The sequence below is a fragment of the Candidatus Saccharimonadales bacterium genome, from assembly GCA_035317825.1.
In the GTDB taxonomy this organism is placed as follows: Bacteria; Patescibacteriota; Saccharimonadia; order Saccharimonadales; family Saccharimonadaceae; genus DATHGB01.
On record DATHGB010000013.1, the window covers coordinates 1 to 11,130 of the forward strand.

Below are 11,130 nucleotides of genomic sequence, written 5' to 3' on the forward strand. Positions count from 1 at the left end.
GTATTCGGTGCAATTTCATCGCGAAGTTTTTTAATGTCGGCAATAAATTCATAGTGCGCATCGACTTTACTCATTTCTTTACGAGTACGTAAGTGGATCGTTAGGTTGGCGATGTCTTGCTTTAAAATATGTGTCAGCCAATCGTGCCACTCATTGATATTGCTGTAACCAAGACGTGTCTTAACACTTACAGGAAGACCACCTTCTTTGGTTGCTGCTATGAGTTGTGCGGCAAGTTCGGGTTGGCGAATAAGGCCGCTACCACCTGCCTTAACAGCATTTTTAACGGGACAGCCCATATTGATATCGATACCTCTGTAACCTGCTTTTGCGAGGTCTTTTGCCATATACGCAAACTCCTCAGGTCTATCACCCCAAATCTGGGCGACCATCGGCTGCTCATCGTCGGTGAAAACCAGTCGTCCGCGCGTACTATGAGCACCAGCTGGCGAGCAGTAGCTACTGGCATTGGTAAATTCGGTAAAAAAGATGTCAGGTTTTGCAGCCGATGCTACCACGTGACGAAAAACCACGTCAGTCACAGCCTCCATAGGGGCCAAAATAAAGAAAGGTCGTGGTAGTTCGTGCCAGAAATTGTTCATATTAAACTGTTAGGAAGCGTCGCCTTGTGAGTCATATACGATTTCAGGTAAAAGCTCTTTGCCTTCTTCGCTTCTATGTCGATTTTCCGCTGCTCTTATAGCTGCAGTTCCGGTAAGAAGATCCTGCGCAAACTTTGTCCGGCCAGGTCCCCAGTCAGATTCCAGTGCTGTTCTAGCAAGAGCTAGTTCGCTAGTTTGTATTCTAAATGAATCCCTAGACTCTTGATCCGGTTTTGTAGTTGGTACTTCTCCTGATAAAGGGTGTCGTTCAGTCATTGTCATGCTGATATTCCTTGTCTAAGATTTTCTATCGAGTCTTCATTATACCATAAACTGAATGAAAACAAAATGTCTCACGCTCGCCACAACCGGATGGTTGTGAAGAATGTGAGACACTCGACAGGGTGCGTCCTCGGGTAAAGACTGGACGCCAGGCGTCCGCAAGACTCCGTGAGAGCCAAGCGGACGCCGAAGCGTCAGTCGATGACTGTTAGCCGGGTCCGTAGGCACGCTGTTGGCGCTTGGCCTCGAAGTCCACGTTGCGAACAGCCTGATCGCCCTTGTTGGCGTCGATGTGACCCTGCTCTTCCGGCGAACGATCCGCGGGCTTCTTCTTGGCCGCGTCGAGAGCCTGCTGCCTGGTGGTAGACAAGTGCTTCACCTCCTTTCGAAGGTGTTGTAGGGTCAACATGCACGGTTGTGCAGGCTGAAGACGGGGCGGACACGAGTCCACTACTCGCTATAACGACCGCTCCACTGGTGTGGGGTGTGCAGAGTCAGTCGTTATGCAGACGAGCGATACGTGAACTCGCGCCCGCGCTTGGTGGCCCCCGACGCGAACCTGCGCTTGTTATCAAGTTCAGCGCCGAGGGTGTCTATGGAGAACTTCCTGTCGAGTTTTTAAAGTACCTCGACTAGAACATATTGATATATTGCTAGGTGATACTTACTTTCACTATATACCTTTTAGGTTGTTTCGTCAAGGAGCTGTTCTTCGAGGGCAAGCATACCTTTGTAGGTAGGTTCGTATTCATTGGCGTCGGGTAGATCGAGCGTTGTAATATGGCGCCACACGGCTTGGATTAATCTTGTGAAGCGTGCTAATTCCTCGGTTGTGAATGATGCTTCAAGCGCTAAAATTTCACCTCGCATTGTCGGCTCAACAAATTGGAGGACGCCCTTTTCGGTTGTATATTTACTATAGTCGCGTGAATGTGCGAGGAGTAGGTCGTAAAACATTAGCTGCTGCTTGAATTTATGCAGTTTAATTTTTTCGTAGTCAGTCCCACCTGTCCAGTTGCGCGATGGCTTCCCTGTTTTGTAGTCGGTAACGATTGCTGTGCCTTCGTTAATATCGACAAGGTCTAACTTTCCAGTTAAATGGGCGTCGCCAATGAATACGTTTTGGTAGTCAAAACTGAGTTCTGGTTTTTGACTGACCGAGAATGACTCATATTTGTGCGCTAGAAACGTCGTAAGGGCTGCACTTCCCCGTTCGAGGTATTGGTTAAAGTCTGCTTCACTCAGGCGTTGTGCGCTTAGGTTTTCTTCAAAATCATGCAGGATATCCTCAATTGGGTGGTGGCTGCCTGTTGCGCCGACATGCGTGTGGGCATGATGAAGTGTTGCATGAATTGCTGTTCCGTACCCTGCGCTTGGACTGACAGCTCGGGGGAATTTAAGTAAGTTGTTCAGTAGGAACATTTGCGGACCGCCGCGGGTGACATCAAGAAAACTATTTAAATCGGTAATCGTCAATTTGTAGTTTTCAAGCACTGGGCGTAGCAGTTCTTTCATCGTAGGATGGATCGGCGTGGTTAGAGGCCGATACCACATAAGTTCGGCGTCGTGGACTAAATCGTCGATTGTATTTGCTGATGCGGGCGTAGACGCTATCCATGCATCGCTCGTGAGGAAGCTTGCTCGAAGCGTAGATTTTCCATCATCATTTGCAAGCGAGTAGCTGATGGTTAGGTTTTTGCGAGCACGAGTCATGGCGACGAAAAATAGGCGCAGGCGTTCGTCGAACGTATCGCCCGCCGGTGCGAGCGGCAGATTTTCTGGGTAACCAATAAGGCGGCTGCGGGTTCGGACTCTTTCACCCCATGCGCTGTCGATTGCCCCGATAATATGGACGTGATCAAACTCTTGTCCTTTTGATTTGTGCGCGGTCATGAGATAAATAGCATCGTCGATCTTTGTGCTGCGCGGTCTAATAGATGTAATAGTACTGCCTAACTCGCGGTGAAGCCGGATGAATTCCAGAAAGGTTTGGAGTTTGGGCACTTCGTTTGGCATATATTCACAGAGTTTGGTTCGAATGGTGCGCAGAGCCTCTAGGTAGGTCAGATAAAGATCAGGTGTCGAGGCTAGTTCTTCGCTTGAGAAGAAATAAGTATATAACGGAGAAACGAATGTTTTTTCTTGTTCGTCTTCTGTGCCTGCGGTCCCTCCTCCTAATGTTATCCGTTGCTTCTCTGGTGTGCCAACGATGTAATCGAGCATTTGCTCAAGTGGTGTATGGGCAAGCATTTGCGACCCGGTAATCAGCCACTCATGGATGGCAATAAATTCGGGTGTGACTGCCATGATCTCCATCCATGATTCACGGTTTTTTGATGCGGCAAGACTTAGTTTCCATAGTGACGTAGGGTCGATCTTAAACGATTGATGAGCTAAGAGTTTCGGAAGCAGGCTATTTGCATCTTGATGACGCTGCTCGAAAAGTGCAACGAGCAGTGCCGCGGCATGTTCAATCAACTGGATAATATCCAGTTGTAAAACGTCGTCTTGGCGCTCGTAGTTAACATTAATTCCCTTTTCGGCTAGATACGGCAAAAGCGCGACGAGTTCATGGTGGCGACGTGCAAGGACAGCGATGGAATTTGGTGCGGCTCCGTTTTTAATCTGCTGCTCGATTGACTCGACGATCCAAGATCGTTCATTGCTAATATTCGGCAGTTCAGCGAGAGAAACATCCGTCTGGCTTGCTTCAAAATGAGCCTGGAGCGTTTTATCTAGTTCGGTGATGTGGTCTTCAAGACGATCAGACCCTTGAGTAATCACACCGCGGGCATGCGTTAAAATTGTTTCGGTCGAGCGGTAGTTATCGACAAGCGTTATTAAAGTTGTCTGGTCGTATGTCATGCGGAATGTACCGATATTGCTGATGTCTGCACCCTGGAAGCTATAAATCGCCTGGTCATCGTCTCCGACGATCATGACATTTGGCCGGCCGGCGTTTACCTCGTTATTCGTGAGGTCTAAAAGAATGCGCATCTGCGCAAGGTTGGTATCTTGGAACTCATCAACCATAATGTATTGGTATTTTTCTTGAAGGTTGAAGCGAAGTTCAGGAAACACTTCCATGGCATGCACGACGCGCAGGATCATGTCGTCAAAGTCGTATAATTCGGCTTCTTGCATGCGGTTAAGGTACTGATCGTACACGGTACTGACGGCGCGGAGCTTAACGGACCGTTCGCGGGCTTTTAGGATAAACTCGCCGATTTCATTCTTTTTCATCCACTTGTTGCGCCATGCGGTAATGGGTTTGGTTGAGTTTTGCGCCGCAGCGTCATCGACGGCTTGCGCGAGACTATCGGCGAGTACGACGGCGAGTGACGGGATGGTTGGTAATTCAATAATACCGTCAAAATTCCGTATTTGTCCGGCGAGTGGCTGCAGCTGATCGATGGTCGCTTTGCTAATGCGTCCAGCAAAAACGGTGGCAAGCAGCGGTTCGGTTTTTTCGATGACAGCGTCGTTGGCATCAAGAATGCCTAGCAGCTCGGCGCTTACCAGGCCGCTTTTTTTAAGTTCGGAAATAGTTGAGGTGATATCACGGATATGCGTGTATTCACCGTTCATTTTAGTAGCGAGCGGATTGTTGTAGTCTAACCCGTCTAAAATAGTCCGAAGTAGTTGGTAGCTGCTTAATTCATCTGCTGGACGAAAGCCTGCGCCTTGGTAAAAAAACTGTCCATTTTGGTTAATGATTTCAGATCCAAAGCTGTGAAACGTATGGATAGCGATTTTGTACGCGTCAGCCCCAATGATCTGCGTCAGACGTTCGCGCATGGCATTCGCCCCGCTATCGGTGAACGTTAGACAGAGGATGTTATCGGGCAACGTATCCGTTTTTTTCAGAATGTTGGCGGCGCGCATGCTTAGAAGTTCGGTCTTGCCCGTCCCCGGACCGGCTATAACCATTAACGGCCCATCGATCGTGTCGACAGCCTGTTTTTGAGCAGCGTTTAACTTACGGTAGCGGGTATCAAAATCCATTACTCCTATTGTAGCTTAGAAGAAGGCTCTATAATAGGATTGCTTTGTAGCTCGGTGGCCCGTGTCCTCGCGCGTACTTCAAGATAGCGCATAACGCCCGCGCTCCCTGCCATATACTTAGCGCTATCACCGTACCACTTAAGAGCGTTTTGCCCGATTAGATCAGCAAGTTTAGGCATTGCTGTCTGGAATTCTTCGCGTATGCTGTCAAGCGTGCCATCGAAATCATAGGTTAGATTGTCGTGGACGCTGGTGATAGGACGCGTCGCATTAGCGCTGTCATGCTCTTCGATTGACAGTTTTGGCTCGATCGTTCCAGCGATGACCTCAAAAACCTTCAGCCCATAGGAAAATGCGGCCATGTCGAGACCCTGTAGGTTTTGATTAGCCACGGTTAAAAGAGTCCGGTTGCCTATTTCATAAAGGGTGCTGTGTTTGACGACGAGATTATGACGCTGGTCTAATTCAAGTGGCCTATCTAAGATACTTTTTACGGTAGGAACATTGCCGTCCAAGAGGTCAACTAGAGGAAATGGTGGGTGCTCGATAATTTCGGGGTGTGCCATAATAATAACCATATACTCTTTTTAATACCAGCGCAAGGGTGTTACAATGAATAAAGTATGAACGAAGAAATCTACGATGACATGGCGCTTGAGCGCATTGCGAAGGATCGCTTCGGTCTGGACATCGAGATTAGCCAAGTTATCATTCGTCAGGCCGATGTTAGCCGTAGCGCTTCGGCAACGGTCTTTTTAACCAAGAAAAAACAGCTTTTCGTATACGTCCATGGACACTCGAAACTTCTGCTGAGCGACGTCAGGAAAATAATTTCCAGGATGGGGCTAAAGGCAGAGCTTTATTTGCCACCAAGAGGCCAAACGGATTATTTTGACGCGATTGGCCGCGAAAAATTTCGCGATGTTTTTCCGGGCCGTGGGCATATTAACGAAGAAGATATTATTTTCTATAAAACGCTTGCGCCGTATAACCCCGGGTTAGTTCTCATTAGCGAAGTGAAAAACGGTGAAATTTACCGTTACGACAGCGATTCGCGGGCAAATTGGCGGGTTGCCGCTAAGTTTACCTACCGTCGCATTAAAACAAGCAGCTAGGCGCTAGACCTGGTGACGGCTGGTGACGGTAATAGTACTTCCCGTTTCGTCAAAGTAGGTTAGGGTGAATTCATCACAACCACCCGCTGCGGTTGTCTGGCACGAGGGTTCGTTAGAGGGTCTTGACGCGGTGTAATTAATGTAATCGTTAGCTTGGGATGCGGCGGTCGAAGATAGCGCGTTTGTCGCGCCGGCAGCCATATTAGGCATGTCGAGGACGGCTACGGCTATTTTGAGTTTTGCGGCAACGACAGTACCGGTATTACCTGCCGTGTTGTTAACCAGTGCCGTTACTGACGGATACTCGCCATTTTGGTCGTAATATCTTTCGAGGCCTTCGGCAATAATGGCGGCATTTCCTTTGCGGGTATTGTCATTGGCATCGCGCTGTACGCGCGCATATGTCACCAGCGCAACGCTCGCTAAGATAGCAATAACTACCATAACGACCAAAAGTTCAACTAGTGTGAAACCGCTTTTGCTTTTCATATTGTCTTTACTTTACTAGGGTTGAACTAACCCGTCAAGCTGGGCGTTTATCGAGAACGACAAGATGTTCGATGTGCGGCGTGCGAGGGAAAAAGTTGTAACCTTGGTGGGTTTTAACACCGTACACCTCGGCGAGTTTAGCGGTATCCCGGGCCTGCGTGACGGGGTTGCAGCTTAGGTAGATAATTCGGTCAGGTTTTACTTCAAGCAGTTTTTGGATAATGTCATCGTGAAGCCCTGCGCGTGGCGGGTCGACGATAATCGTCGCATCGGCCGTAATATGCTCGAGTGCGCCTTCGCTCGGGGCGAGGATGGCCTTCATGGTTTCTTCACGCTTCATAGCGGTAATGTTTCGTTCCATTTCACGGACGGCGTGCTCGTTAATCTCGACCATCGTGACGTTTTCGCCGCCGATAGTCAGACCGATCGTGCCAACGCCGCTGTACATGTCAACGCATGGCTTTGCGGGATCAACCCATTTTTTCATGTCGCGAAGGGCTTGTTCGTAGACAGGCACGTTGATTTGGAAGAACCCTTCAACGGCGTACGTAAAAGGAACGTCTAAAATCGTATCTGTGAGGGTTGTTTCACCCCAAGCCTGTAACCGTTCGGTAATAACGCTTGCCGGGCTTTTTGGGTTAGAAAAGATCAATTCGAATCCGATAACGCCGAGCGCCGTGAGTTCCTGTTCGGTAAGATGCTCAAAGTCAGCGTCTTTGACGTAAAGCTGCATTGCGGCTTTGCCGTCCTGGGTAGCACGAATAATAACTGTTTTTAATTGGTACGCCTGTAGGTCGCGTTTGCGAAGCACGTCGCGGATTGCCTGCCCTGCCGCGTTAATCGCGTGTTGGGCTAAACTTGTGCCGGTAACGGGCAGTTTGCCGTGTGATCCACGTTGGAAGAATGCAAGATCAAGCTGATCAAGTTCTTTGTCCCACCACCAGCTGAATTCAATTTTGTTTCGGTATTCGTACTCTTTGCCATCGGTGTATACGGTGATTGGTTCTGGCAAAACGATGTCATGAAGCTCGAACGCTTCTTCGATAAGCGCTGCTTTGTAGTGCTGCTCGGTGTCAAATGACATGATTTGCCATGGACTTGTCGACAAGTAACTATCCTCGTCGGTCGGCGTTACCCGCTCTTTTGAAGGTTCGATGACTTCGATAACGATTCCCTCAACAAAGCTGGATTTCTTTTTGGTAACTTGTATTTCTACCTTTTCACCGGGCAGACCGCCCCATGCGAAAACTTTTTTGCCACTCTCAAGCGTGCCCAGGCTTTGGCCGCCACCAATGATCTTGTCCAAGGTAACTTGGACGATAGGAAGAACTTTTTTACTCATTGATCTAATTATACCTATTTATTGCATATTTACATAACTTTACAGATTACAAAACATAACCATAATGCTACACTAACAGCATGAAAGCACGGACGCATGATCTTGCGGCGATAACCGCCTTTGGGGTAATGGTTTTATCCCAGCCGTCTAAAACGATGTCGCTGGCCACTGTCCTTGTCGCGGTTTTAGCTAATCAGCTAGGCGGAATCGCCCCTGATATCGACCAGCCCGTAGCGCCGTTTTGGCGTAATCTGCCCATTGGGGGTTTCTTCGGACGAGTGATTGGCAAGATGATGGGCGGCCATCGTTTTATTACGCACTCCATCCTAGGGCTCGTTTTGTTTGGATTCGGTGTCCGGGCGCTTCTCGCCTTTCTTCACCCGATCATGCCGAATATTGACGCTGATTTTGTATGGTGGGCGTTTATGATAGGTATGCTTTCGCACCTTGTCATGGATACGATTACAAAAGAAGGCGTGCCATGGCTACTGCCTCTGCCGATTAAGTTTGGCTTCCCGCCTATTAAGGCGATGCGCGTTACGACGGGTAAACTTGGCGAAGGAATTGTGTTTGTTGTGATCTTGCTGTTTGATATTCTCTATTTTGGAATAAATTATTCTGCAATTTTAGATCTTATTCATAAGCGAATCGTGTAAGATAAGAATAATACAAATCTGAAAATCTGAATTCTATCCGTATGTCTGAGATATCTGCTTTCAAACTCCTCCCATCCGTGGAAGGGCCTCATGATATAGGGGTAGTTGTCGGTGCACGTAACCCGGGGGAAGCGGACTCTATCTGGCCTACGCTATCACATTTGGCTAATAATCCTGATCTTAGTACGACCGTGCTGGCGGCTGACTGTGCGTATGATTCGCTGGTGAACGTCAAAGATATTAGTCTCATACCCTTTGATGAGCCGGGTGGCGTAGTTATTGATAGGCTCGCTGCCTCGGGTGACGTGGTAGCATATATGACTGGTGTCTCAAGTAAGACGGATATGCATACGAAGATCGCAAGAGCGCTTCCGGGCGCTAAACGTGTCTTCGTTGAAGATTATTACGGATCAGCTGAACTGGATTTTGAACGTAGCATCAGGGAAGGTCTTCCCTTGCCGGATCATATCGTGACTTTGGATGAGTTTGCAAGGCAAGGGCTTGTAAAAAAATATGGGCATGTGATTACGGACATTGCATCTAAGATTGAGGTAACGGGCCAGCCGGCACTCGACTATTTAATTGATAGAGATAGCACGGATACGTTACGAAAAGAAGCAAGAAGTGCGTTAGGGCTGTCCAACGCCGACACGCTTATTGCCTGCTTTAGCTCGGTAGATACCCTAGAACTCGTAGATGATTTTGCTGAAGCATTAGCAAAGAACAAGGAAGATATTTCCGTCGTATTCAATCCTCATCCGCGTGATTTAACGAGTCTGCTTGAATATCAAAATGCATTTAGACGTAGAGGAATACGGCTTCATAATACTGAAAACTGGACATACCGCCAACTTCTTGCAGCTTCGGACATCGCAACTATTCTTCCCCATTCTACCTTGTCGCTCCATGCTATTAAATTAGGAAAGCCTACTCTGCACGTTACCAATGATAAAAATGGAGCAGCGGGGGAACAAGTACCTGTCAGACGAGGAGCTAGCCCACTCGTTTTCCCTTCTGAGTTTTGGGATGTTACCTATCCGCTCTTGGACGTCGTAAGCCCTGAAAGAGCTGAGTTGTTAGATACGATGGACAGGCTCTATCGAGCCAAAGGTGGCAGTGCCGCTCGGGTCGCTGCTTCAATGGGAAGAATGGCAGGTGCTTTGGTTGTTGAAAGAGCCGCGTAGCTAGTCTACGGCAACGCGCCGAACATCAGGGCTTAGTGAAGCAAGAAGATCGTAGTTAAATAGCTCGTAGGTTTTTGCTATGTTATCTACCGCGTTTGCGTCACTAGGATTATTACTGTAGATAACCACTTCACTTCCGGCTTGTGCATCCGCGTTTTCTAAATTAATCATTGTATGGTTCATGCAAACCCGGCCGACAATTGGCGCAAACGATTCGTTAGTCTTAACGATACCTTTATTACTTAGTGCCCGATCTATCCCTTCATAGTAGCCAAGTGGCAAAACGCCAATTTTCATTTTGTATGGCGCTGTAAAGGTGTAGTTATAGCTAACTTTATCGCCTTTTTCGAGCTCGATTACTTTCGTGATGGTACTTGTAAATTTAAGGGCTGGTTGCAATCCGGCATGTAATTTTTCGTATAGGGCGTGCGTTGGAGCAAATGGATTAATGCCGTATGTGCCGATGCCTACTCGGACTGCGTTAGCGTATTTGGATTTTGCCTTTAGACTGCCGGCAGTTTGCGCGACATGAAACATTGTCGGGTTAGCGCCTGCCGCTTTGACTGTTTCAACGCAGGCGTCAAATATTGCGACGGCTTGGTTGACCGTATCAGGCTCGTCGCCGTCGCTGTCAGCGAGGTGGCTCATAACACCCTCAAGTTCAAGGTTTTTGTAGCTTAGGATTAATTTAGTTAAGCCGGCAATTTCTTTTGGCTTTGCGCCGTAACGGTTCATGCCCGAATTGCATTCCAGGTGGACTTTTATTTTCTTACCAGTTTGGCCAAGAGCTTGGATTACCACTTCGTTATCGACGACAAATGTAAAATTATCATATTTTAGGCGGGCAAAATTTTCTGGTAGGACCGCGCCCATTATGAGTACCGGCTGGTTGCTCACCTCGCGTATCTTTAGTGCTTCGAAGTACCCGTCAACGGCAATGTAGGGCACTGTTTTCTTTTTCAAAATTTTAGCGACAAGCTGGATGCCATGCCCGTACGCGTTCCCTTTTAGGACGGGGATAACGTTTTTACTGGTGAGCCGTTCGAACAATCCGACGTTATGTATTATTGCCGAACGGGATACCTCAACGCGGTTAAGCGCGACGTATTCTTTTTCGAATTTTTTGCGTAAGGCGGAGATATTCGTTTGAAGAGACATATGCTCATTTTAACAGATTTAAGGCTGGGTAAGGCTCGTCAGAATACCCGTAAGGGCTTTAGTGGGGCGCATTTTGTCATCCCATAAGAAGTCGTGTCCGTAGTTTACGACACCTTCGTCTTTGAACATGTCGTAACGGTCTGAGACGCCCCATGTTGTCCATGATTTACAGCTAGGTTCGCTTATGCACGCGGCAAATACGTTTTGGTACTGCTTCGCCTGTGTCGCGGTGCCGTCATCATCGTACGCGTCCATTTCTGAAATACGGGATTCCAGGCCGAGTTTGGCAAGTTGTTG

13 protein-coding genes are annotated in these 11,130 nt (G+C 48.1%); 4 read left to right on the forward strand and 9 right to left on the reverse strand.

What is annotated here, in order from left to right:
• The 3 genes from VK497_02620 to VK497_02630 all read right to left on the reverse strand — a co-directional run.
• Positions 1-602: tRNA-dihydrouridine synthase family protein (locus VK497_02620; protein HMI09269.1), on the reverse strand; the 602-nt coding region annotated here is incomplete at its 3' end.
• A 9-nt stretch (positions 603-611) separates the two neighbouring features.
• The gene (locus VK497_02625; GenBank protein ID HMI09270.1) at positions 612-878 is read right to left on the reverse strand and encodes a hypothetical protein; all 267 of its coding nucleotides are present in this window, start codon (positions 876-878) and stop codon (positions 612-614) included.
• A gap of 214 nt (positions 879-1,092) precedes the next feature.
• Positions 1,093-1,254 (reverse strand): hypothetical protein, encoded by a 162-nt coding sequence (locus tag VK497_02630; GenBank protein ID HMI09271.1) that lies wholly within the window; start codon positions 1,252-1,254, stop codon positions 1,093-1,095.
• Between the two features lie 47 nt (positions 1,255-1,301).
• Between VK497_02630 and VK497_02635 the strand changes: the two genes are divergently transcribed.
• Complete coding sequence (locus tag VK497_02635) at positions 1,302-1,520, forward strand: hypothetical protein (protein ID HMI09272.1); 219 nt, start codon at positions 1,302-1,304, stop codon at positions 1,518-1,520.
• A 48-nt stretch (positions 1,521-1,568) separates the two neighbouring features.
• On the opposite strand, the gene VK497_02640 is transcribed toward VK497_02635, so the two are convergent.
• Entirely contained in the window at positions 1,569-4,889 is a 3,321-nt protein-coding gene (locus VK497_02640; protein ID HMI09273.1) for an ATP-dependent DNA helicase, read from the reverse strand.
• A gap of 5 nt (positions 4,890-4,894) precedes the next feature.
• Positions 4,895-5,467: a hypothetical protein gene (locus VK497_02645; GenBank protein HMI09274.1), complete on the reverse strand. Its 573-nt coding sequence runs from the start codon at positions 5,465-5,467 to the stop codon at positions 4,895-4,897.
• A gap of 45 nt (positions 5,468-5,512) precedes the next feature.
• Between VK497_02645 and VK497_02650 the strand changes: the two genes are divergently transcribed.
• A complete protein-coding gene (locus tag VK497_02650; protein HMI09275.1) occupies positions 5,513-6,004 on the forward strand; it encodes a hypothetical protein in 492 nt (163 codons plus the stop codon).
• Positions 6,005-6,007: 3 nt separating this feature from the next.
• Here the strand turns inward: VK497_02650 and VK497_02655 are convergent, their stop codons facing one another.
• Positions 6,008-6,493 (reverse strand): prepilin-type N-terminal cleavage/methylation domain-containing protein, encoded by a 486-nt coding sequence (locus VK497_02655; GenBank protein HMI09276.1) that lies wholly within the window; start codon positions 6,491-6,493, stop codon positions 6,008-6,010.
• 34 nt (positions 6,494-6,527) lie between these two features.
• On the reverse strand, positions 6,528-7,835 hold the full coding sequence (locus VK497_02660) for an RsmD family RNA methyltransferase (GenBank protein HMI09277.1): 1,308 nt from the start codon (positions 7,833-7,835) through the stop codon (positions 6,528-6,530).
• An 80-nt stretch (positions 7,836-7,915) separates the two neighbouring features.
• On the opposite strand from VK497_02660, the gene VK497_02665 reads away from it, so the two are divergent.
• Positions 7,916-8,491 (forward strand): metal-dependent hydrolase, encoded by a 576-nt coding sequence (locus tag VK497_02665; protein ID HMI09278.1) that lies wholly within the window; start codon positions 7,916-7,918, stop codon positions 8,489-8,491.
• A gap of 41 nt (positions 8,492-8,532) precedes the next feature.
• Positions 8,533-9,675, forward strand: a complete 1,143-nt coding sequence (locus VK497_02670) for a hypothetical protein (protein HMI09279.1) — start codon at positions 8,533-8,535, stop codon at positions 9,673-9,675.
• Here the strand turns inward: VK497_02670 and alr are convergent, their stop codons facing one another.
• Positions 9,676-10,833: an alanine racemase gene (gene alr, locus VK497_02675; protein ID HMI09280.1), complete on the reverse strand. Its 1,158-nt coding sequence runs from the start codon at positions 10,831-10,833 to the stop codon at positions 9,676-9,678.
• A gap of 18 nt (positions 10,834-10,851) precedes the next feature.
• A partial coding sequence (locus VK497_02680; protein ID HMI09281.1) for an endo-1,4-beta-xylanase occupies positions 10,852-11,130 on the reverse strand: 279 nt, incomplete at its 5' end.

Coding starts and splice junctions, on each gene's coding strand:
- VK497_02625 (HMI09270.1), bottom strand. CDS start 878: ATGACTGAACGACACCCTTTATCAGGAGAAGTACCAACTACAAAACCG.
- VK497_02640 (HMI09273.1), bottom strand. CDS start 4,889: ATGGATTTTGATACCCGCTACCGTAAGTTAAACGCTGCTCAAAAACAG.
- VK497_02645 (HMI09274.1), bottom strand. CDS start 5,467: ATGGTTATTATTATGGCACACCCCGAAATTATCGAGCACCCACCATTT.
- VK497_02650 (HMI09275.1), top strand. CDS start 5,513: ATGAACGAAGAAATCTACGATGACATGGCGCTTGAGCGCATTGCGAAG.
- VK497_02655 (HMI09276.1), bottom strand. CDS start 6,493: ATGAAAAGCAAAAGCGGTTTCACACTAGTTGAACTTTTGGTCGTTATG.
- VK497_02660 (HMI09277.1), bottom strand. CDS start 7,835: ATGAGTAAAAAAGTTCTTCCTATCGTCCAAGTTACCTTGGACAAGATC.
- VK497_02665 (HMI09278.1), top strand. CDS start 7,916: ATGAAAGCACGGACGCATGATCTTGCGGCGATAACCGCCTTTGGGGTA.
- VK497_02670 (HMI09279.1), top strand. CDS start 8,533: ATGTCTGAGATATCTGCTTTCAAACTCCTCCCATCCGTGGAAGGGCCT.
- alr (HMI09280.1), bottom strand. CDS start 10,833: ATGTCTCTTCAAACGAATATCTCCGCCTTACGCAAAAAATTCGAAAAA.